General features: G+C 72.8%; 16 protein-coding genes and 1 tRNA gene. 15 read left to right on the top strand and 2 right to left on the bottom strand.

Going from position 1 to position 21,609, the window contains the following annotated elements; genetic code table 11:
• The first annotated feature begins 1 nt into the window (after position 1).
• From GTY67_RS30450 to GTY67_RS30480, 7 genes are read left to right on the top strand one after another with little or no spacing between them, the layout of a single operon-like run.
• Positions 2–1,261: an SCO3242 family prenyltransferase gene (locus GTY67_RS30450; RefSeq protein ID WP_237503039.1), complete on the top strand. Its 1,260-nt coding sequence runs from the start codon at positions 2–4 to the stop codon at positions 1,259–1,261.
• Complete coding sequence (locus GTY67_RS30455; protein ID WP_161281156.1) at positions 1,258–2,130, top strand: sugar phosphate isomerase/epimerase family protein; 873 nt, start codon at positions 1,258–1,260, stop codon at positions 2,128–2,130. The genes GTY67_RS30450 and GTY67_RS30455 overlap by 4 nt, the downstream gene beginning before the upstream one ends.
• A complete protein-coding gene (locus GTY67_RS30460; protein WP_161281157.1) occupies positions 2,124–2,777 on the top strand; it encodes an EboA domain-containing protein in 654 nt (217 codons plus the stop codon). The genes GTY67_RS30455 and GTY67_RS30460 overlap by 7 nt, the downstream gene beginning before the upstream one ends.
• Complete coding sequence (locus GTY67_RS30465) at positions 2,777–3,625, top strand: TatD family hydrolase (RefSeq protein WP_161281158.1); 849 nt, start codon at positions 2,777–2,779, stop codon at positions 3,623–3,625. The genes GTY67_RS30460 and GTY67_RS30465 overlap by 1 nt, the downstream gene beginning before the upstream one ends.
• A 4-nt stretch (positions 3,626–3,629) precedes the next feature.
• Positions 3,630–4,805 carry a metabolite traffic protein EboE gene (gene eboE / locus GTY67_RS30470; RefSeq protein WP_161281159.1) on the top strand — a complete coding sequence of 392 codons (1,176 nt, stop codon included), beginning with the start codon at positions 3,630–3,632 and terminating at the stop codon, positions 4,803–4,805.
• Positions 4,802–6,223 (top strand): nucleotide pyrophosphatase/phosphodiesterase family protein, encoded by a 1,422-nt coding sequence (locus GTY67_RS30475; RefSeq protein ID WP_161281160.1) that lies wholly within the window; start codon positions 4,802–4,804, stop codon positions 6,221–6,223. The genes eboE and GTY67_RS30475 overlap by 4 nt, the downstream gene beginning before the upstream one ends.
• 56 nt (positions 6,224–6,279) lie before the next feature.
• Positions 6,280–7,356 carry a sugar phosphate isomerase/epimerase gene (locus tag GTY67_RS30480; protein ID WP_093693759.1) on the top strand — a complete coding sequence of 359 codons (1,077 nt, stop codon included), beginning with the start codon at positions 6,280–6,282 and terminating at the stop codon, positions 7,354–7,356.
• Positions 7,357–7,421: 65 nt separating this feature from the next.
• Here the strand turns inward: GTY67_RS30480 and GTY67_RS30485 are convergent, their stop codons facing one another.
• A complete protein-coding gene (locus tag GTY67_RS30485; protein ID WP_161281161.1) occupies positions 7,422–8,726 on the bottom strand; it encodes a DUF2254 domain-containing protein in 1,305 nt (434 codons plus the stop codon).
• 110 nt (positions 8,727–8,836) lie between these two features.
• Here GTY67_RS30485 and GTY67_RS30490 point away from each other — a divergent pair.
• Positions 8,837–8,921, top strand: a tRNA-Leu gene (locus GTY67_RS30490).
• 126 nt (positions 8,922–9,047) lie between these two features.
• Here the strand turns inward: GTY67_RS30490 and GTY67_RS35600 are convergent.
• Positions 9,048–13,001 (bottom strand): AAA domain-containing protein, encoded by a 3,954-nt coding sequence (locus GTY67_RS35600; RefSeq protein ID WP_161281162.1) that lies wholly within the window; start codon positions 12,999–13,001, stop codon positions 9,048–9,050.
• A gap of 311 nt (positions 13,002–13,312) precedes the next feature.
• Here GTY67_RS35600 and GTY67_RS30500 point away from each other — a divergent pair, with 311 nt between their 5' ends.
• The 7 genes from GTY67_RS30500 (at position 13,313) to GTY67_RS30530 (ending at position 21,584) form a co-directional block, all read left to right on the top strand.
• Complete coding sequence (locus tag GTY67_RS30500; RefSeq protein ID WP_093693762.1) at positions 13,313–14,329, top strand: LacI family DNA-binding transcriptional regulator; 1,017 nt, start codon at positions 13,313–13,315, stop codon at positions 14,327–14,329.
• Entirely contained in the window at positions 14,326–15,894 is a 1,569-nt protein-coding gene (locus GTY67_RS30505) for a sugar ABC transporter ATP-binding protein (protein WP_161281163.1), read from the top strand. Before GTY67_RS30500 ends, GTY67_RS30505 begins: the two co-directional genes overlap by 4 nt.
• A complete protein-coding gene (locus GTY67_RS30510; RefSeq protein WP_161281164.1) occupies positions 15,884–17,839 on the top strand; it encodes a substrate-binding domain-containing protein in 1,956 nt (651 codons plus the stop codon). Before GTY67_RS30505 ends, GTY67_RS30510 begins: the two co-directional genes overlap by 11 nt.
• Positions 17,840–17,885: 46 nt before the next feature.
• Entirely contained in the window at positions 17,886–18,815 is a 930-nt protein-coding gene (locus GTY67_RS30515; protein ID WP_161281165.1) for a ribokinase, read from the top strand.
• Positions 18,812–19,201, top strand: coding sequence for a D-ribose pyranase (gene rbsD / locus GTY67_RS30520; RefSeq protein ID WP_161281166.1), 390 nt, complete (start codon positions 18,812–18,814; stop codon positions 19,199–19,201). The genes GTY67_RS30515 and rbsD overlap by 4 nt, the downstream gene beginning before the upstream one ends.
• A 152-nt stretch (positions 19,202–19,353) precedes the next feature.
• Positions 19,354–20,340 (top strand): hypothetical protein, encoded by a 987-nt coding sequence (locus GTY67_RS30525; protein ID WP_237502958.1) that lies wholly within the window; start codon positions 19,354–19,356, stop codon positions 20,338–20,340.
• Complete coding sequence (locus tag GTY67_RS30530) at positions 20,337–21,584, top strand: VWA-like domain-containing protein (protein ID WP_161281167.1); 1,248 nt, start codon at positions 20,337–20,339, stop codon at positions 21,582–21,584. The genes GTY67_RS30525 and GTY67_RS30530 overlap by 4 nt, the downstream gene beginning before the upstream one ends.
• Positions 21,585–21,609: the final 25 nt, after the last annotated feature.

The following is a 21,609-nucleotide window of genomic DNA, read 5'->3' on the forward strand; positions in this document are numbered from 1 at the left end:
GCTGAACGGCCACGCCGTACGGGGCGGGGCACCGGCCGCCGCCCCCGAAGACGGCCTGTCCGGTACGGGTGGGACTGCGCCCGCACCGGACAGGCACCCGCCGTCCCCCGGTCGCGGGAGAGGGGACACGGTGCGCGCCTGGACCGAACTGTTCCGGGTCTCCGCACTGTTCTCCGTGCCGGGTGACGCACTGGCCGGGGCCGCGGCGGTGGGCCGCAGCCCCGGCCGGGGTACCGCACTCGCGATCGGCGCCTCGCTCTGCCTGTACGAGGCGGGGATGGCGCTCAACGACTGGGCGGACCGCGAGGAGGACGCCGTGGACCGCCCGCACCGGCCGATCCCCTCGGGCCGCATCAGCCCGCAGGCCGCCCTGGGCGCGGCCGGGGTCCTCACGGCGGCGGGCCTGGCCCTCGCGGCACGGGCCGGCCGCCCGGCGCTGGCGGTCGCCACGGGCCTGGCCGCCACGGTCTGGGCGTACGACCTGCACCTCAAGCACACGAAGGCGGGCCCGGCGGCGATGGCGGCGGCGCGCTCGCTGGATCTGCTGCTGGGGGCTACGGCGACTGTGACCGCGACGGCGCCTGGCAGGGGGCCGGGTCCCGGACCGCGCACCGCGCATCCGGTGCGCGGCCGGTCCGTACGGCTCACCGCCGCGCCCGACAACGTTGCCGCGCCGCTACGTCCGGCGCTCGGCCCCTTGGCCGCCGTCCCCGCAGCCCTGGTGCTCGGGGCGCACACCTACGGCGTCACCGCCGTATCCCGCCACGAGGCGCAGGGCGGCTCCACCGCCGTACCGCTCGCGGTCCTCGCCACGACGGCGACGCTGGGCGTGGCGGTGCTCGCGGCGTACCGGGACTGGCCGGGACGGGCGGCCCCGCCTGGGTTCGGGACGGGCGGGCTGGGGGCCGCCGCCATGGCACACCCGGGCCGAACCGCTGTACCGGGGCCCGGCACGAACGGGCTTGCCACAACGGATCTCGACACAAAGGCCCTTGTCCCAAACGGCCTCACCACCCCCACCGCCCTCCTGCTCACCGCGTTCACCGGCGCCTACCTCCGTACCGCCGGACCACCCCTCCTGCACGCCGCACTCAACCCCTCCCCGCCCCTCACCCAGCGGGCGGTCGGCGGCGGGATCCGGGCCATGATCCCGCTCCAGGCCGCCCTGGCCACTCGCGCCGGAGCACCCGGCTCCGGTCTCGCCGTCATGGCGCTCGTCCCGCTGGCCCGCACCCTCGCCCGGAAGGTGAGCCCCACATGACCCTCCACCTCGGCTACGGCACCAACGGGCTCACCGACCTCCGCCTCGACGACGCCCTCGGGCTCCTCGCCGACCTCGGCTACGAGGGCGTCGGCCTGACCCTCGACCACATGCACCTGGACCCCCTCGCCCCCGACCTCGCCGAACGCACCCGCGAGGTCCGGCGCAGGCTCTCCTCCCTCGGGCTCCGGGTCACCGTGGAGACCGGCGCCCGCTATGTCCTGGACCCGCGCCGCAAGCACGGCCCCTCCCTTCTCGACCCGGACCCCGACGCCCGGGCCGCGCGCACCGCGCTGCTCGTCCGTGCCGTGGACGTGGCCGCCGAACTCGGCGCGCACGCCGTCCACTGCTTCAGCGGCATCACCTCGCCCGGCACCGCGCCGGACACCGCCTGGAAGCGCCTGACCGAGGCGATCACCCCCGTACTCGAAGCCGCCGACCGATCGGGCGTCCCCCTCGCCATCGAACCCGAGCCCGGTCACCTCCTCGCCACCCTCGCCGACTTCCACCACCTCCGCTCCCTTCTCGGCGACCCGACCCCCCTCGGGCTCACCCTCGACATCGGCCACTGCCAGTGCCTGGAAGAGGCGTCCCCCGTGCAGTGCGTCCAGGACTCCGCCCCCTGGCTCCGGCACGTCCAGATCGAGGACATGCGGCGCGGTGTCCACGAGCACCTTCCGTTCGGCGACGGCGAGATCGACTTCCCGCCCGTGCTCGCCGCCCTCGCCGCCGCCGACTACCAGGGCCTCACCGTCGTCGAACTGCCCCGCCACTCCCACGCGGGCCCCGAACTCGCCCGCACCTCCATCGGCTTCCTGCGCGACGCCATGCAGCAGGCCACGAAGAAGAAGGGGGGCGCACCGTGCTGAAGTCCCGCAAGGAACTCGACGCCGAACTCGACGCGGCCGCCCGCGCCTGGCTCGGTGAAGCCCTGGCCGAGGCCGCCCAGGACGCCGCCGCCCGCGAGATGCCACACGCCGGTGCCGCTGAGGCCGCCCCGTACGCCTCCCCGCCCTGGGAGCTCCGCTACGCCGCCGCCGGCCGCCACTGCGGACCGGCCCACGCCGACTCCGTACGCTCCCTCCTGCTCATCGAGGCGCGCGCCCCGCTGCCCTCCGTCACCCGGCTCTACGAACAGGGCACCGCCGCCGAACGCCGCGCCGTCCTCCTCACCCTGGACCGCCTCGACCTCGGCGCCACGGCCCTCCCGCTCGTCGAGGACGCCCTGCGCACCAACGACACCCGGCTGGTGGCCGCCGCCGTCGGCCCGTACGCCGCGGCCCACCTCGATCCGCACGCCTGGCGCCACGCCGTACTGAAGTGCCTGTTCACCGGGGTGCCGCTGGACGCCGTCGCCCGGCTCGGCGAGAGGGCCCGAGGGGACGCCGAACTCGCGCGCATGCTGCGCGACTTCGCCGCCGAGCGGACCGCCGCCGGCCGTGACGTCCCGGCCGACCTGCACACCGCTCTCGGTCTCGCCCTCACCACCCCTGCCGCCCCCACGGAGGAGTCCTGATGCGCATCTTCGACCCCCACATCCATATGACGTCCAGGACCACGGACGACTATCAGGCGATGTACGACGCGGGCGTCCGCGCCCTCGTCGAACCCTCCTTCTGGCTCGGCCAGCCCCGCACCTCGCCCGCCAGCTTCTTCGACTACTTCGACGCCCTCCTCGGCTGGGAGCCCTTCCGCGCCTCCCAGTACGGCATCGCGCACCACTGCACGCTCGCCCTCAACCCCAAGGAGGCGAACGACCCCCGCTGCACCCCCGTCCTGGACGCCCTGCCGCGCTACCTCGTCAAGGACTCCGTCGTCGCCGTCGGCGAGATCGGCTACGACTCCATGACCCCGGCCGAGGACCACGCCCTCGCCGCCCAGCTCCAGCTCGCCGCCGACCACGGGCTCCCCGCCCTCGTCCACACCCCGCACCGCGACAAGCTCGCCGGTCTCCACCGCACCATCGACGTCATTCGCGAATCGCACCTCCCCCCGGAGCACGTCCTCCTCGACCACCTCAACGAGACCACCGTAAAGGCCGCCACTGACAGCGGCTGCTGGGCCGGGTTCTCCATCTACCCGGACACCAAGATGGACGAGGACCGCATGGTCACCATCCTCAAGAACCACGGCACCGAGAAGATCCTCGTCAACTCCGCCGCCGACTGGGGCAAGAGCGACCCGCTCAAGACCCGCAAGGTCGCCGACGCGATGCTGAAGGCCGGATTCACCGAGGACGACGTCGACCAGGTCCTGTGGCGCAACCCCGTCGCCTTCTACGGCCAGAGCGGCCGCCTCCAACTGGACACCCCCGCCCCCGACACGCTCCACGAGGGCAACTCCATCCTGCGCGGCGGGGAGTGAGGCCATGCGCTTCCGCCACCCGGACGGAACCGTCGTCCACCTCGCGTACTGCACCAACGTCCACCCCGCCGAGACCCTGGACGGCGTCCGCGCCCAGCTCCGCGACCACTGCGAACCCGTACGCCGCCGCCTCGGCCGGGACCGGCTCGGCATCGGCCTCTGGCTCGCCCGGGAAGCCGCCCGCACCCTGATCAACGACCCCGCCGAACTCCGCGCGCTCCGCGCCGAACTCGACAGCCGGGGCCTCGAAGTGGTCACCCTCAACGGCTTCCCGTACGAGGGGTTCGGCGCCGACGAGGTCAAGTACCGGGTCTACCGGCCGGACTGGACCGAACCCGACCGCCTCGCCCACACCACCGACCTCGCCCGCCTCCTGGCCGCCCTCCTCCCCGACGACGTCACCGAGGGCACCATCTCCACGCTCCCGCTGGCCTGGCGCACCCCCTACGACGCCGACCCCGGGGCCGCCCGCACCGCGCGCGCCGCCCTCACCACGCTCGCCCAGCGCCTGGACGCCCTCGCCGAACTCACCGGCAAGTCGATCCGGATCGGCCTCGAACCGGAGCCGGGCTGCACCGTGGAGACCACCGCCGACGCCATCGCCCCGCTCACCGACGTCGGCCACGAACGCATCGGCATCTGCGTCGACACCTGCCACCTGGCGACCTCCTTCGAGGAGCCGGACACCGCACTCGACGCCCTGGCCGCAGCGGGCATCCCGGTCGTCAAGTCCCAGCTCTCCGCCGCCCTGCACGCCGAACACCCCCACCTGCCCGAGGTCCGCACCGCGCTCACCGCCTTCGCCGAACCGCGCTTCCTGCACCAGACCCGCACCCGGACGGCAGCCGGCCTGCGCGGCACCGACGACCTGGACGAGGCCGTCACCGGCCGGGCGCTCCCGGACTCCACCCCCTGGCGCGCCCACTTCCACGTACCGCTGCACGCCCCGCCCGCGCCCCCGCTCACCTCCACGCTGCCCGTGCTCCGCACCACGCTGGCCCGGCTCGTCGGGGGACCGGTGCCGCTGACCCGGCACCTGGAGGTGGAGACGTACACCTGGCAGGCCCTGCCCACCGAACTGCGGCCCCGCACCCGTACCCAACTCGCCGACGGCATCGCCGCCGAACTGACCCTCGCCCGCGACCTCCTGGTCGACCTCGGCCTCAAGGAGCTGCCATGAGCAACGACGCCCCCGGAACGACCACGGGCACGGCAGACCGCAAGGGCCCCACCCCCCTCCTCGTCCTCGACGTCGTAGGCCTCACCCCGCAACTCCTCTCCCACATGCCGAACCTCACGGCGCTCGGGAAGCAGGGCGCGCGAGCCCCCCTCTCCACCGTGCTGCCCGCCGTCACCTGCGCCGCCCAGTCCACCTTCCTCACCGGCACGATGCCCGCCGAACACGGCATCGTCGCCAACGGCTGGTACTTCCGAGAGCTCGGCGACGTCCTGCTCTGGCGCCAGCACAACGGGCTCGTCGAGGGCGACAAGCTCTGGGACGCGGCCCGCCGCGCCCACCCCGGCTACACCGTCGCCAACATCTGCTGGTGGTACGCGATGGGCGCCGACACCGACTGGACCGTCACCCCGCGCCCCGTCTACTACGCCGACGGCCGCAAGGAACCCGACTGCTACACCCGGCCCCCCGCCCTGCACGACGAACTGACCGGGAAACTCGGCACGTTCCCCCTCTTCCACTTCTGGGGCCCCGGCGCCGACCTGGTCTCCTCGCAGTGGATCATCGACGCCACCCGCCACATCATCACCACCCGCACCCCCGATCTCGCGCTCTGCTATCTGCCGCACCTGGACTACGACCTCCAGCGGTACGGCCCCGACGACCCCCGCTCTCACCGGGCCGCCGCCGACCTCGACCGGGCCATCGCCCCGCTGCTGGACGACGCCCGCGCCGAAGGCCGTACGGTCGTCGCGCTCTCCGAGTACGGCATCACCCGCGTCAGCCGTCCCGTCGACATCAACCGGGCGCTGCGCCGGGCGGGGCTGCTGGAGGTGCACACGCAGGACGGCATGGAGTACCTCGACCCGATGGCCTCCCGTGCCTTCGCCGTCGCCGACCACCAGCTCGCCCACATCTACGTACGCCGCCCCGAGGACCTGGAGGCGGTCCGGGAGGCGCTCGCGGACCTGCCCGGCATCGACCAGCTCCTGGACGACGAGGGCAAGAAGGCGCACCACCTGGACCACCCCCGCTCCGGAGAGCTGGTCGCCGTGGCGGAGAAGGACGCCTGGTTCACGTACTACTACTGGCTGGACGACGCCCGCGCCCCCGACTTCGCCCAGCTCGTCGAGATCCACCGGAAGCCCGGCTACGACCCCGTCGAGCTGTTCATGGACCCCGAGGACCCCTACGTACGGCTCAAGGCCGTCTCGGCGGTCGCCCGCAAGAAGCTGGGCCTGCGCTACCGCATGGCGGTCGTCCCCCTGGACCCCTCACCTATTCGCGGCAGCCACGGCCGCCTCCCCGAGAGCGACGACGAAGGTCCGCTCATCCTCTGCTCCACCCCCCACGCGTTCACCGACCGGGTCAGGGCCACCGAGGTGAAGTCCCTGCTCCTCCAGCTTGCCGGACTGCACTGACAACGCCCCCGGCACCGCACTGCTCACCCCACGTCACCCAAGGGAGTCACGCGAACATGAGCCGCACCTCCAAGGACACCGAACTCGCCCGCAGACTGAGCCGCCGCAACATCCTCGGTGTCGCCGCCGGAGCCACCGCCGCCACGATCATCGGCACGGCGAGCGCCCAGGCCGCCGGCCGGGACCACGCCCAGGGCCCCGGCAAGGGCCACGGACACGACCACGGCCACGGCAAGGGCAAGCCCGTCCTGCCCCCAGGCCGCCTCGGCATCCAGCTCTACAGCCTCCGCGACCAGGTCTCCACGCTCGGCTTCGGCCCCGTCTTCAGCGAGCTGGAGAAGTACGGCTACGACGAGATCGAGTTCGCGGGCTACACCCAGGGCTCGGCCGGACCCATCACCCTCGCCCAGCTGAAGCGGCTGGCCAAGGACCACGGCCTCAACCCGATCGGCAGCCACGTCGGCTACTACGACGACAACAACCCCGGCGCCTACACCTTCGCCCAGAACCTGGAGAAGGTCCTGGACGACGCCCAGGCCCTCGGCCTCAAGCACATCGGCACGGCCTCCGGACCGTTCCGCTACGGCTCCACGGTGGACGGCTGGAAGCGGGCGGCCGACGACTTCAACAAGTACGGGGCCGCCGCCCGCAAGCGCGGGATGAAGTTCTACCAGCACAACCACGCCGAGGAGTTCTCCTTCGCCACCGACCAGCCGAAGGTGCGCCTCTACGACGTCCTGCTCGCCGAGACCGACCCGGACCTGGTCTATCTGGAGCTGGACATCTACTGGGCGTACTGCGCCCAGTTCCGCTTCTCGAAGCGGGTGGACGGCACGAAGGCCCCCTTGGACCCGCTGAAGTACGTCCTGAAGCACCCCGACCGCTACCCCCTCTTCCACGTCAAGGACGGCGTCCGCGACGACACGACGCGCGACGGCTACCGCATGTCGGACGTGGGCGACGGGGACATCGACTACAAGACGTTCCTGTCGAAGGTGACCAAGCGAACCCACCACGGCCGGACCTACCACCACTGGCAGGCCGAGCACGACAACCCGGTGGACTCGCTCGCCTTCGCCCGGAAGTCCAGTGAGCACCTGCACTCCCTGCGCGAGGGCCGCTGCGGCGACTGACGCACACGAGGCAGCCCGGCCCGCCGGAACCTCTCCGGCGGGCCGGACACGGCGTCGCCGCGCGCCTACCCGATGCCCTGCCGGTCCGGAAGCAGCGCGAACTCCCGGTCGGCGGCCACCGGAACGGTGCGCTCCACGGTCTGGACGAGCAGCTCCCGGTGCCGTACCAACGGCTGCTTCCGCTCCTCCGGCGCGAGCAGCAGCAGATCGTCCAGCCCCGCCAGCAGCCGCCGCGACACCTGAGGGCTTCCCGCCACGCACCACCGGATCTCCTCGAAGGCGAGATCCACCAGGTCGTCCCAGGTCGGCCCCTCCTGCACCAGCCGCACCTCTCCCGACCGGTCCCGGTGGTGGACGGTCCCGAGCGGCAGACGGACCAGGGTGGCGAGGAACTGCACGATCCGGTCCAGGCACTGGACGGCGGTGGTCGGATCGTTCACGGAGGTCGACAGGGCCCGCAGCGCGATGTCCGAAAGCTGACGCAACCCGAAGGCCAGATCCTGGTGCAGGGTGCGCTCCACCCCGACGGAGACGGTGTACCGCAGCTGATGACGCGGCGGTACGGCGCCGCCGTGGACCGCGAGCACCGGCGTCCCCGGCACCACGAAGTCCCCGATCCGGGGGATCAGCCGCAGCGCCACACCCTGCCGCCGCGCGGCCCGGACCAGCCGCGCGGTGTTCACGTCCCGCAGCACCCCGGCCCGCCCCTCGTGCACCACCCGCCCGGTCTCCGGCCCCAGCCCTTCGGGTCCGCCCGGCCCGCGGGGCATCCGGCCGAGCACCCGGAACGAGTCGCGCGCGATCCTGTCGACGACCGGCCCGACCTGCATGAGCCGCAGCGTCGCGCTGACGTAGACGACGAACAGCAGCAGGCTCAGCCCGACGAGCACCAGGGTGAGCATGCTTTGCAGCAGTGGAACCGAGACCACCAGGCGCGGGTCCGCCTCGCTCTCGTACGAGGTCAGGACCAGCAGCGAGAACAGGAACGTCGCGAGGAACACCGTCAGCGTGAGCTTGCTGATCCGGCTCCGGACGAAGATCCGCACCACCCGGGGCGTGAGCTGCCCACTGGCCATCTGCACCGCGACCAGCGAGATGCTGAACACCACACCGATGAAGGTCATCATCGCCGAGCTGATCGTGGTGACGATCGTCTTCGCGTCCTGGGCGAAGGAGATCAGGCTCCCGAGCTCGTCGTAGGCCTCCTCCCGCTGGAGAAGCCCGACGATCTGCTCGTCGGCCTCGGAAGCGACCAGCCACAGCACGAACACACAGACGAACCCCATGGTCGGGGCGAACCAGAACGTGTCACGCAGATGCTCGCGCAGGGGAGACAGCGGACGGGGCCGGCGGTAGCCGCGATCACTCATGGACGCGAAGGTAGCCCTGACCACCGGATATGCAGGTGAAAGGCGCGTCGAACCCCTGGTATTGTTTTCCATGTCGCAGCGGGGAACACACCGCGAACGACAGACACCTTGTCCGGGTGGCGGAATGGCAGACGCGCTAGCTTGAGGTGCTAGTGCCCTTTATCGGGCGTGGGGGTTCAAGTCCCCCCTCGGACACCGAGGTCGAACGACCGAACAGAGCCGGTCAGAGCGCGAGAATGCTGCTCTGACCGGCTCTGTTGTCCGTGGTGAACATGGTCCGGCCCCCTGCGAACCGCAGGGGGCCGGATGTGTCCGTGCCGGTCATGCGCCGTCCGGCGGCCAGGTCGTACGGTCGCCGACGTGGTCGAATTCCGCCAGCTCGTCGGCGAGGACGTCGAAGTGGGGGAGCGGGGCCCACAGGCCGCGCTCACCGATGACGTAGATGCGGCGCTTGGCGCGGCTCGCGGCGACATTGAGCAGATGCGGGGTGCGGGCCGCCCACTCGCGGGCTCCGGGACGGCCGCCGCCGAGCACGAGGATGACGACGTCGGCCTCCTTGCCCTGCGCCCGGTGGACGGTGGCGCAGCGTTCCTCCAGGAGCTCGGCGGTCCAGCCGTCGCGGCCGCGGCAGACCTTCTTGCACTCGGCGACCAGGGCCCGGAACGGAGCGATGACGCGGATGCGCTCGACGCCCACGCCGTGCCGGTCCAGAAGGTCGAGGACGAACTCGAAGGCACGGCGGTCGCGCTCGCCCCACGGGGCGTCGGCCGGGCGGGCGGGGTCGTCCGTGTTGAGCCAGCGGCTGGGCAGCAGCCCGTCCCGCTCCTCGTCGGGGAATGCCTTGGGGGCGGTGCCGTAGACCATGAGGCCGTCGTAGGCGACCTCGTTGCTGACGGTGAACATCGGTTCCTCGCAGCGGCGGTGCACACGCAGCGGTGAACCCACCCAGACATGCTCGTCGTCCCCGCCCGGGGCCGGCAGGTAGGTGCCGTAGCGGTTGGTCCGGTCGGCCACGGCCTGCGCCGAGGTGGCCGAGGGCAGCCACCGCTCGTCGACGCCGTAGGCGCGCAGCAGCCTGCGTTGCAGAGCGGCGGGCATGGTGACGACGGGTTCGAGCTGGAGAGGATCGCCGACCAGCACGGCACGGCGGGCGCGCCACAGCGCCCCCACGGCGGCCTGCGGGGTGGCCTGCCCGGCCTCGTCGACGAGCAGCCAGCCGATCGACTCCCGGCCCAGGCGCGCGAACATGCTGCCGACCGAGGAGAACGTGGTGGAGACGACGGGCACCACGAGGAAGAGGGTCTGCCAGGCGTGCTCGACCTCTTCGTCGGGCAGCGGCCCGCCGGTTCCCGCCATCAGCTCCATGAGCACCTGGAGATTGCCCCGGACCTTTTTCGCGGCCCCGGCCATGAAGGCGCGGTGCAGGTCGAGAGCGCGCAGGAACAGGTCGCTACGCGCGGTGGACCACGCCTCGTCGGACCAGGGGGCGCCGAGTTCCTGGGCGGCTTCGTCGAGAGCCGGCCAGCCGAGCGGCAGCGAGGGCAGTGTCCGGGCCGCCTGCCGCAGCTTCTGGTGGCGGCGGTCGAGTGCTGCGATGGCGGCCCGCAGATCGTGGCGGGCCGTGTCGGCGGCCTCCCGAGCCCTCCGCAGGGCGGTCTCCGCTTCGGCCTGCCGGGCGCGCGTGCTCTGTTCGTGGGCGCGGGCGGCGGTGAGGGCGGCGGCGGCCTCACCGACGGCGGTGGCGGACCGGGAGTTCCGGCCCGCGGCCAGGGCCTCGGCGCGAACGGCTGCGGCGACCTGCGCCATGGAGTCGTCGAGGGCGGCGCGCTGCTGGACGAGCAACTGCGCGATCTCGGCCTGGGTACGCTCCTGCTGCCACTGGGCGGCCTGCCGGTCGGCGGAGCTCTGCAACAGGCGCCGCAGCCCGCCGCGCAGACCCCGCTCGACGACAGGCGGTGCGTCCTGGCGGGCCGTGAGCGCGGTGACGTGGTCGCGGTGGTGCGCGGCCATCTCCCGAGCGGCCGAGAGGTCCGCACGGGCGGTGTCCAGCTCCTGCCGGGCCCGCGGCACGTGCTCGGCGGCCGCCCGGTGCCGGCCCTCGGCCGCCGCGGTGGCGTTCCGGGCTTCGTCGGTGGCGGCGGTGGCCCGTTCCAGGGCGGCCGTCGCGGCGGTGACGCGCCGGTCCGCGAGGGGCACGGCGGCTTCCAGGTCCGCGATCCGCTCCCCGGCCGACGGGGATTCGACGGCCGCCAGTGCCGAGGCCAGCCGGGCGCGTTCGGCACGCAGGCGCTCGACCTCCGCCCGGGCGGTGCGGAACGCGGCGACGGCGTCGGTCCACGACGGCACGGGCTCGGCGGGCCCGGCCGCCGGTTCACGGTCCGCCGGGGCGGCGGCGCGGCGGCCACCGGGCGGAGTCCTCGGCGGGATCCAGTCGCTCAGGACGGCCTGCATGCCGCGCAGCGGCGGCAGTTCCTTCGCCGCCCGGGCATCGGCCTCCTTCTCGGGCAGCCTGCCCCACCAGAACCGGTCGCCGAACTCCTTGCGGTTGGTCTTGTTCCCGAGCACCGCCGCGACCAGCCCCCACGCGGGGCTGCCGAGGAGGGCCGAGGCGAGGTCGGAGAAGTGGTCGGCGCTGTCACGCCAGTGCTCACCGAGCGCGCCGACGCCGGGCAGTTCGGCGGTGATGTTCTCGACCGCACCGTTGTTGGAGGAGGCGACGACGATCTCGAACCCGGTCAGCCGGGGGTCGAGACGCGACACGAACCGCGGATGCTTGCCCTGCCGGTCCTTGCCCCGCCACGCCGGGCCGGTGAAGGCCTGTCCGGGCCGGTCGAACGTCGCCAGCACCTCCGCCCGCTCGACCACCAGCGCGGCGACGAGGTCGCGCAGCATCGTCGTCTTCCCCGTGCCGGGCGGGCCGTTCACGGAGAACATTCCGCCCTCGGTGCCCGCGCGGTCGGCGAGCATCCGGTCGACCGCGAACTGCTGGCTCAGCGCGAGCGGGAACCGCGCCGGTGCGGGCCACCGCCCCGACGGGACCAGCCCCGGATCCACCCCGGCCAGGACGACTTCGCGCTCCCGGCGCACATCCGTCCGCCTCCTCGCGGAAACGGCATCGTGCTCGGTCAGATACGCGTCCAGAGCCGGGCCGATCCCCTTTCCGGCCGTTCCGGCCACCCGGGCCAGATCGGGAGGGAGCAGGCTGTTGAGGAAAGGGGCCGCGGCGGCGACCTTCGTCTTCGGGTCCCGGGGCCGGTGGACCAGCCTGCTGCGCACCCGGATCACCTGGGGCCGCAGGTGGTCCTGCACCCCGCACAGGTCGGCGATCTGCGCTGTCAGGGCGACCAGGTCGGCGAGGGCGAGCGCGCGGGGACCGGAGCCTGCCTGGTACGCCTCCGACGAGTCGCCCGGTGCCCGCTCGGGGGCACCCCTTCCGCCCTCCGGATTCCCGGGTTCCTCTTCGTCCCCGGCGGCCCGGCGGGCCGCCGCCCAGCCGGCGGCGCGACGCACCAGGGGTTCGGCCGCGCCCTGCACGGCGGCGCCGGCGACCTCGCCGAACAGGGCCTGCACCGCGCCGACGGCGGCGCCGCCCAGGATCTCGCCGAGCAGTCCCTGCCAGTTCGCGCGGTCGGCCCGGGCCCCGGCTCCCGGTCCACGGCCGGGCCGCTGCCCGTACGTCGGGTCAGGGGACGGGGCGGCGGAGCCGTAGGGAATCGTGGTGGCCGTCAGTTCGTCGACGGCCGTGGCGAACGCCTCGTCGAGGTCCTCGAAGCCGTCCAGCCAGTCCGGTGCGGAGGGGCCCGGGTCGAAGAGGCGGCCGGTCGCCCAGGCACAGGCGGAGATCACGGATGTGTCCTCGACCGGTCGTCCCTCATCGTCCAGGACCAGGGCGAACATCGCGCTCTGGCCCGCCAGCCTCAGCTCGGACTGCGGCACACCGGGGTCCGGATCGGTCCCCGGGGGCAGCACCGAGATCATCGCCTGACGGAGCAGCTCCAGATCGAAGATCCCGCAGTAGATCTCGTGCCGCCACATCCGGCCGTACGGCGCCCGGCGCGCGCCCGTCTCCGGATGGCCGGTGTCCCACGGCAAGCGCGGCGGTTCCTGTCCCGGTTGCGGCGTCAGGTCGACGACGTACTCGTCCCTCGGCCCGGACCGTGCGGCGGAGCGTCGTCGGGGCAGCGCCGGGATGCCCGGCGGACCGAACAGCTCGATGGCGCGCCAGCACTCCAGCAGCGCTTTCCGGCGGCGGTCCTGCCCCTGCCCCCTCCGCACCCCCTGCCCCCCCGTCACACCTGCGGCGCGCGGCCGCTCCTCTTCGCCGATCAACTGCCAGCCGAATCTACCGGACCCCGACCGGCCGGGTCCCGGCAAGCCGGATGTGCGGTGTGGGACGCCCGGGCACCCCGCGCCTCTCCCGCACCCTCACCCCCTCCTGTCACGATCCGGTCTCGGACGCGGAGAGGGGTCTTGTTTTCAGCCATGTAATCGATTCCAATCATCCCTGTAATCGATTCCACGGCGTCGCGCGAGCGGTCCGCTCCTGGTTTCGAGGTGTACGGAAACCACAAGGAGGTGGTCCGGACATGGCGAGCATCAAAGATGTCGCGGCCCAGGCGGGGGTCTCCGTCGCCACGGTCTCGCGGGTGCTGAACAGCCATCCGTCCGTCAGTGCGGAGGCGCGCGCACGCGTTCTCGCCGCCGTCGACGGCCTCGGCTACCGGCCCAATGCCGTGGCCCGCTCGCTGCGCACCGCGCAGACCCGCACCCTCGGCCTGGTCATCAGTGACGTACTCAATCCGTACTTCACCGAGCTGGCCCGCTTCGTCGAGGAGGAGGCCCGCGCGCTCGGCTACAGCGTCATCATCGGCAACGCCGACGAGCGGCCCGAGCTCCAGGACCACCACATCCGCACGCTCATCGACCGCAGGATCGACGGGCTGCTCGTCTCGCCGGCCGACGGAGGCTCCCCGCTGATGCGGGAGGTCGCCGTGAGCGGTACGCCGATGGTCTTCGTGGACCGCTGGATTCCGGGTATCGACGTGCCCGTCGTCCGGGCCGACGGTACGGGGGCGGTCAAGGACCTCGTCGCGCACCTGCACGGGCTCGGCCACCGCAGGCTCGCGATCATCGCCGGGCCCGCGGCCACCACCACCGGCAACGAGCGCGTCGAGGCCTTCCGGGACGCGATGGGTGAGCTCGGGCTCGCCCTGCCCGACGCCTACATCGGGCAGGGCGACTTCCAGGCCGCCAGCGGACGGCGGGCCACCGAGGGGTTCCTCGCGCTGGCCGAGCCGCCCGAGGTCGTGTTCGCCGCCGACAACCTGATGGCGCTCGGCGCGCTGGACGCGATCCGGGCCCGGGGGCTGCGGGTCCCCGACGACATCGCGCTCGCCGCCTTCGACGACATCCCGTGGTTCGTCCACACGGATCCGCCGATCACCGCCATCGCCCAGCCGACCGCGGACCTGGCCCGCGCCGCCGTACGGGCGCTGGCCGACCTGATCGAAGGGCGGACCCCGCAGTCCGTCACCCTGCCCGCCCGTCTCGTCGTACGCCGCTCGTGCGGACAGGACGCGACCGACCAGAGGAGCGACCGGTGACCGCACCGGAGAAGCAACTGGTGGAACATGCCGATGAGTTGCTGCGTATCGAAGGCCTGCGCAAGACCTTTCCCGGCGTGGTGGCACTCGACAACGTCGACTTCGACCTGCGCAGAGGCGAGGTCCATGTCCTGCTCGGCGAGAACGGCGCCGGGAAGAGCACCCTCATCAAGATGCTCTCCGGTGCCTACCGCCCCGACCGCGGCCGGATCCTCGCGGAGGGCCGCGAGGTCCGCATCAACAACGCGCAGGACGCCGAAGGGCTCGGCATCGCCACCATCTACCAGGAGTTCAACCTGGTGCCCGACCTGACGGTGGCCGAGAACATCTTCCTCGGCCGCCAGCCGCGCCGCTTCGGCCTCATCGACCACCGGCGCATGCGGGCGGACGCGGAGAAGCTGCTCCGCCGCGTCGGTGTGGATGTGCGTCCCGATGCCAAGGTCCGTGAACTGGGCATCGCCCGGCTCCAGATGGTCGAGATCGCCAAGGCGCTCAGCCTGGAAGCACGCGTTCTCATCATGGACGAACCGACCGCCGTGCTCACCTCGGAAGAGGTCGACAAACTCTTCGCGATCGTCCGGCAGTTGCGTGCGGACGGCGTCGGGATCGTCTTCATCACCCACCACTTGGAGGAGATCGCCGCACTCGGTGACCGCGTCACCGTTCTACGCGACGGCCGCAGCATCGACCAGGTGCCCGCCTCCACACCCGAGGACGAGCTCGTCCAGCTCATGGTCGGCCGCAGCATCGACCAGCAGTATCCTCGCGAACGCCCGGACACGGGCGAGGTGTTGCTGTCCGTCCAGGGGCTCACCCGGGACGGGGTCTTCCACGACATCAGCTTCGACGTGCACGCCGGTGAGGTCGTCGGCCTCGCCGGACTCGTCGGCGCCGGCCGTACGGAGGTGGCGCGCGCGGTGTTCGGCGCGGACCCGTACGACGCGGGCACCGTCGACGTACGCGGAGAGCGCCTCGCCCGCCACGACGTGCCCGCCGCGATGGGCGCGGGGATAGGCCTCGTACCGGAGGACCGCAAGGGCCAGGGGCTGGTCCTCGACGCCTCCGTGCAGGAGAACCTCGGCCTGGTCACCCTGCGTTCCGCGACCCGCTCCGGACTCGTGGACCTGAAGGGGCAGCGTACGGCGGCCGCCCGCATCGCCAAGCAGCTCGGCGTCCGCATGTCCGGCCTCGGCCAGCACGTCCGCACCCTCTCCGGCGGCAACCAGCAGAAGGTCGTCATCGGCAAGTGGCTGCTGGCCGACACCCGGGTGCTGATCCTCGACGAACCCACCCGGGGCATCGACGTCGGCGCCAAGGTCGAGATCTACCAGCTCATCAACGAGCTCACCGCCTCCGGCCACGCCGTCCTGATGATCTCCAGCGACCTGCCCGAGGTCCTCGGCATGAGCGACCGGGTGCTGGTCATGGCCCAGGGCCGGATCGCCGGTGAACTCCACGCCGACGAGGCCACCCAGGACGCCGTCATGGCCCTCGCGGTCTCCACCGCCGGCACCCACGAACACCCCGCACCGAAGAACGTAGAGGAGGGCCCCCGTGGCCACTGAGACACTCAAGAGTGACACGGGCGCAGGTGGCACTTCCGTGATACGCCGCGTCCTGCTCGACAACGGCGCGCTCAGCGCCCTGGTCGTCCTGGTGGTGGCGATGTCGCTGCTCTCCGGCGACTTCCTGACCACCCAGAACCTGCTGAACGTCGGCGTGCAGGCGGCCGTCACCGCGATCCTCGCGTTCGGCGTCACCTTCGTCATCGTCTCGGCGGGCATCGACCTGTCCGTCGGTTCGGTCGCCGCTCTGTCCGCGACCGTCCTGGCGTGGTCGGCGACGTCCGCCGGGGTCCCGGTCGTCCTCGCCGTCGTGCTCGCGATCGTCACCGGTATCGCCTGCGGCTTCGTGAACGGCGCCCTCATCTCGTACGGCAAACTCCCGCCGTTCATCGCGACGTTGGCCATGCTCTCGATCGCCCGCGGCCTCTCGCTCGTCATCTCGCAGGGCAGCCCGATCGCGTTCCCCGACTCCGTCTCGCGGCTCGGCGACACACTCGGCGGCTGGCTCCCCGTACCGGTCCTCGTGATGATCGCGATGGGTCTGATCACCGCGCTGATCCTCGGGCGCACCTTCATCGGCCGCTCCATGTACGCGATCGGCGGCAACGAGGAAGCGGCCCGGCTCTCCGGTCTCCGCGTCAAGCGCCAGAAGATCGTCATCTACGCGCTCTCCGGCCTCTTCGCCGCCGTCGCGGGCATCGTCCTGGCCTCGCGCCTCGTCTCCGCCCAGCCGCAGGCCGCCCAGGGGTACGAACTCGACGCCATCGCCGCCGTCGTCATCGGCGGCGCCAGCCTGGCCGGCGGCGTCGGCAAGGCATCCGGCACCCTGATCGGCGCGCTCATCCTCGCCGTACTCCGCAACGGCCTCAACCTCCTCTCGGTCTCCGCGTTCTGGCAGCAGGTCGTCATCGGCGTCGTCATCGCGCTCGCCGTCCTCCTCGACACGCTGCGCCGCAAGGCCGGTTCGGGTGCGGCCTCCTCGGCCGGGGCCGCCCCCGGCGCACCGGGGTCCGGGCGCAGGGGAGCGCTCAAGTTCGCCGGAGCGGCCCTCGCCGTGGCGGTCGTCGTCGGCGGGGTGTCCTACTTCAACTCCGGTTCTTCCGGGGGAACGACGAAGGTCGGCATGTCCCTCTCGACGCTCAACAACCCCTTCTTCGTGCAGATGAAGGACGGCGCACAGGCCGAGGCCAAGAAGGCGGGCATCGACCTCACCGTCACCGACGCCCAGAACGACGCCTCGCAGCAGGCCAACCAGCTCCAGAACTTCACCAGTTCGGGAGTCTCGTCCATCATCGTCAACCCGGTGGACTCGGACGCCGTCGGGCCGGGCGTCCGCAGCGCCAACAAGGCCGACATCCCCGTGATCGCCGCCGACCGCGGGGTGAACAAGGCCGACACCGCGACCCTCGTCGCCTCCGACAACGTGGCGGGCGGCAAGCTCGCCGCCGACGCGCTCGCCGACAAGCTGGGCGGCAAGGGCAGCATCGTCATCCTCCAGGGCACGGCGGGCACCTCCGCCAGCCGCGAGCGCGGCGCGGGCTTCGCCGAAGGGCTCAAGGCATACCCGGACATCAAGGTGGTCGCCAAGCAGCCCGCGGACTTCGACCGCACCAAGGGCCTGGACGTCATGACCAATCTGATCCAGTCCCACCCGGGCATCACCGGTGTCTTCGCCGAGAACGACGAGATGGCGCTCGGTGCGGTCAAGGCGCTCGGCAGCAAGGCGGGCAAGTCCGTGTCGGTCGTCGGCTTCGACGGCACCCCGGACGGCCTGAAGGCGGTCGAGGCCGGGACGCTGTACGCCTCGGTGGCCCAGCAGCCCAGCGAACTCGGCCGGATCGCGGTGCAGAACGCCGTCAAGGCGGCCGAGGGCGACAAGGTGGAGAAGACGGTGAAGGTGCCGGTCAAGGTGGTCACCCGCGAGAACGTCGCCGACTTCTCCTGACGCCGAGCACCGCCCCGGCCCCACCGAAGAAAGCAGGAAGCAGAAAATGCACGACAACGCCGCAGCCGACGACGGCCGTTACGACCTTTTGGTCGTCGGCTCGGCCAACGCCGACCTGGTGATCGGCGTCGAACGCCGCCCCGCCCCCGGCGAGACGGTGCTCGGCTCCGACCTGGCCGTCCACCCGGGCGGCAAGGGCGCCAACCAGGCAGTGGCCGCAGCCCGGTTGGGAGCCCGTACGGCGCTGCTCGCCCGGGTCGGCGACGACGACCACGGACGGCTGCTGCTGGAGAGCCAGCGCGCGGCGGGCGTGGACACCGAAGGCGTCCTGGTCGGCGGGGCCCCGACCGGCGTCGCGCTGATCACCGTGGACCCCTCGGGCGACAACAGCATCGTGGTGTCCCCGGGCGCCAACGGCCGCCTCACCCCCGAGGACGTACGAGCGGCGGAACCGCTGCTGGCCGCCGCGCGGGTGGTCTCCGTACAGCTGGAGATCCCCCTGGACACGGTCGCGGAGACAGCGCGCCACCTGGGCCCCGGGGCCCGCCTCGTCCTCAACCCGTCCCCGCCCGCCCCGCTGCCCGACGAGGTGCTGGCCGCCTGCGACCCGCTGGTGGTCAACGAGCACGAGGCGCGCTACATCCTCGGCGGGACGGCGGGGGAGACCCCGCACGACTGGGCCCCGGCCCTCCTCGCGCTCGGCCCGCGCTCGGTCGTCATCACCCTGGGCGCGGCGGGCGCACTGGTGGCCGACAGCCGCACGGGCTCCCTGGACCACCTGGTCAGCCCGAAGGTGGAGGCCGTCGACACGACGGGGGCCGGGGACGCGTTCACCGCCGCCCTGGCCTGGCGCCTGGGCCGGGGCGACGACCTGCGCGAGGCGGCGGCCTTCGCGGTACGGGTGGGGGCGGCGGCCGTCACGTCGAGGGGCGCGCAGGCGTCCTTCCCGACGCTGGAGGAGGTCGACGCGCTGTGAAGAAGTCGGGCATCCTCAACCGCCACCTGGCCGGTGCCATCGCCGAACTCGGCCACGGCGACACCGTGTTGGTCTGCGACGCGGGCATGCCGATCCCACCCGGCCCCCGCGTGGTCGACCTCGCCTTCCGCGCCGGAACCCCGCCGTTCGCCGAGGTGCTGGACGGCCTGCTGGACGAGCTGGAGGTGGAAGGGGCGACGGCGGCCCTGGAGGTACGCGAAGCCAACCCGGAGGCCACGGCGCTCCTGGCCGGTCACTTCCCCCGGCTGGAGCTGATCCCGCACGACGAGCTCAAGGCGCGTACCGCGTCGGCGCGCCTGGTCGTACGGACGGGGGAGGCCCGGCCGTACGCGAACGTGCTGCTGCGGTGCGGGGTGTTCTTCTGAGCGAGTGGGACGGTGGCGGGCCGCACCCCGACAAGGGGTGCGGCCCGCCCCGGCGAAAAGATCTGGCCGATCGCGGTGATCGCAGCTACGCTTCCCGCGATGAATCACTCCGAGAACAGATCGGGGGACCCGTCCGCGCAAGGTGAGTGCTGATGCTCACCCACGCCGCACATCGGGATTCCCACCCTTCCTTCTGGCCGCGCGTGCGCGAGTTCGCCGTGCCGGCCTCCATGATCGAGAACGCGACCGCCCGCCGCGAGGCCGGGGACTGGGCAGGTGCCTGCGCCGCAGTGGGCATCGACCAGGCCGCGCTGCTCCGACTCGTACTCGAACGGCGGATCGGCGCACTGCAACTCCCGCCCGGCGTACGGATCGTGGCCGCCGCCAACCCGCGCTCCTCGGCGGCCGACGGGTGGGAGCTGAGCCCGCCGCTCGCGAACCGGTTCGTCCATCTCCAGTGGGCCCACGACCACGAGGTCGTCGTCCGGGGCCTCGCCGGGACCTGGCCGCGTGCGACGCTGCCCCGGCTGGACCCCGAAAGGCTGCCCGAGGCCGTCGACTTCGCCCGGCGCGCGGTCTGCGGGCTGCTCTCCGCCCGTCCCACGCTCGTCCACCGGCTGCCCACCACGGAGACGCGCCGGGGCGGACCCTGGCCCTCGCCGCGCAGCTGGGACATGGCGCTGACGCTCGTCGCCTTCGCCACCGCCGCCGGGTCCTCCCGGGACGTGCTGTCCCTGCTGGTCCGGGGCACGGCGGGGGACGGGCCGGGGCTGGAGCTGCTGGCGAGCCTGGACCGGATGGACCTTCCGGACCCCGAGGATCTGCTCGCCGACCCGGCGGGCGCCGTCCTGCCCGAGCGCGGCGATCTCCGCCAGGCCGCACTGGACGGTGTGGTCGCGGCGGTCCGTACCCGCCCGGAACGGGGCCGTTGGGACGCCGCGTGGGCGCTGCTCGTCCGGGCGCTGGAGACCGGGGCCCCGGACCTGGTGGTCGTCCCCGCGACCACCCTCGCCACACTGCGGCAGGAGGACTGGGATGTCCCGGCGGCCGTCGAAGACCTTGCCGGGGTCATCTCCCTGTCCCGGCGGGCCGACCGGGCGGCGGAACGTGTCGCTGCGACGGGGAAGTCGGGCCGATGACGGCGACGGACGCGCCCAGCGCACTCGACCCGGACAAGCTCTTCGCCGCCCGGCTGCAAGCCGCCCGGGCCCGCCCCTATCTGGCCACGGCCCTCTTCGCCCTGCACACCGTGGAGTCGTGGCGGGTGCCGACCATGGGCGTCGACCGGTACTGGCGGTGCTATGTCTCCCCGGCCTATGTGGCACGTACTCCGGTGGAGGAGCTGGCCGGGGTCTGGGTACACGAGGTGTCGCACCTGCTCCGCGACCACCACGGCCGCAGCGACCGGGTCGCCCGGCAGCGCGGGCTGACCGGGCCGGGGGAGCGGCTGCGGATGAACATCGCCGCCGACTGCGAGATCAACGACGACGTGTACGGCGACGGCCTGGCCCGCCCGAAGGGCATCGTGTACCCGTCGACCCTCCAACTGCCGTCCGGCGAACTCATGGAGGACTACCTGCGCCGGTTCCGGCTCGGCCCGCGCACCCAGAACCTCGCCTGGCTGGACTGCGGCAGCGGCGCCGACGGTCTGGACAGGGACTGGGAGTTGGGGCCCGAAGGCGCGCACGGGCTGAGCGACCAGGAGCAGGACGCGGTCCGCTTCCGGGTGGCGCAGGGCATCACCGGCCGGCCGGGCAACGCCTCGAAGGGGTGGAAGCGGTGGGCGGAGGAGGCGTTCCATCCACCGCAGCCCTGGCGGGAGTTGCTGGGCGCGGCGGTCCGCTCGGCCGCCTCGGGATCGGGTGCGGGCGAGGACTACACGTACGGCCGGCCGTCCCGGCGCTCCGCCGGACTCCCCGGCGTCGTCCTGCCGAGCCTGCGCCGCAGACCGCCCCGGGTCTCCGTCGTCATCGACACCTCCGGCTCGGTCAGCGACGCCGAACTGGGCAGCGCCCTCCTGGAAGTCGCCGCCATCGTCCGGGCCGTCGGCGGCCGCCGCGACCTGGTCACCGTCCTCGCCTGCGACGCGGCCACCCGGGTCGTGCACCCGCTGTGCCGCGCCGAGGGCATCCCGCTGCTGGGCGGTGGCGGCACCGATCTGCGTACGGGCTTTGCCAAGGCGCTCCGGGCCCAGCCGCGCCCCGACGCCGTCGTGGTCCTGACCGACGGGCAGACGCCGTGGCCCACCGCCCGACCGGCCTGCCGGACGGTCGTCGGCCTCTTCCCGAGGGAGCGCGGGCGCCGCTCCTGGAACGAGGACGATCCCGAGTACGTCCCGCCCGGGCCGCCGGATTGGGCGCGGGTGGTGGAGATCGGTCAGTAGCCCCGGCCGGGCGTTGCGTACCGCG

Origin of the sequence: Streptomyces sp. SID8374 (assembly GCF_009865135.1) — a bacterium.
Classification (GTDB): domain Bacteria; phylum Actinomycetota; class Actinomycetes; order Streptomycetales; family Streptomycetaceae; genus Streptomyces.

Bases quoted from the DNA above. Each gene is read 5' to 3' on its own strand.
- GTY67_RS30455 (WP_161281156.1), top strand. From the start codon at position 1,258: ATGACCCTCCACCTCGGCTACGGCACCAACGGGCTCACCGACCTCCGC.
- GTY67_RS30465 (WP_161281158.1), top strand. From the start codon at position 2,777: ATGCGCATCTTCGACCCCCACATCCATATGACGTCCAGGACCACGGAC.
- eboE (WP_161281159.1), top strand. From the start codon at position 3,630: ATGCGCTTCCGCCACCCGGACGGAACCGTCGTCCACCTCGCGTACTGC.
- GTY67_RS30475 (WP_161281160.1), top strand. From the start codon at position 4,802: ATGAGCAACGACGCCCCCGGAACGACCACGGGCACGGCAGACCGCAAG.
- GTY67_RS30480 (WP_093693759.1), top strand. From the start codon at position 6,280: ATGAGCCGCACCTCCAAGGACACCGAACTCGCCCGCAGACTGAGCCGC.
- GTY67_RS30485 (WP_161281161.1), bottom strand. From the start codon at position 8,726: ATGAGTGATCGCGGCTACCGCCGGCCCCGTCCGCTGTCTCCCCTGCGC.
- GTY67_RS30500 (WP_093693762.1), top strand. From the start codon at position 13,313: ATGGCGAGCATCAAAGATGTCGCGGCCCAGGCGGGGGTCTCCGTCGCC.
- GTY67_RS30515 (WP_161281165.1), top strand. From the start codon at position 17,886: ATGCACGACAACGCCGCAGCCGACGACGGCCGTTACGACCTTTTGGTC.
- GTY67_RS30525 (WP_237502958.1), top strand. From the start codon at position 19,354: ATGCTCACCCACGCCGCACATCGGGATTCCCACCCTTCCTTCTGGCCG.
- GTY67_RS30530 (WP_161281167.1), top strand. From the start codon at position 20,337: ATGACGGCGACGGACGCGCCCAGCGCACTCGACCCGGACAAGCTCTTC.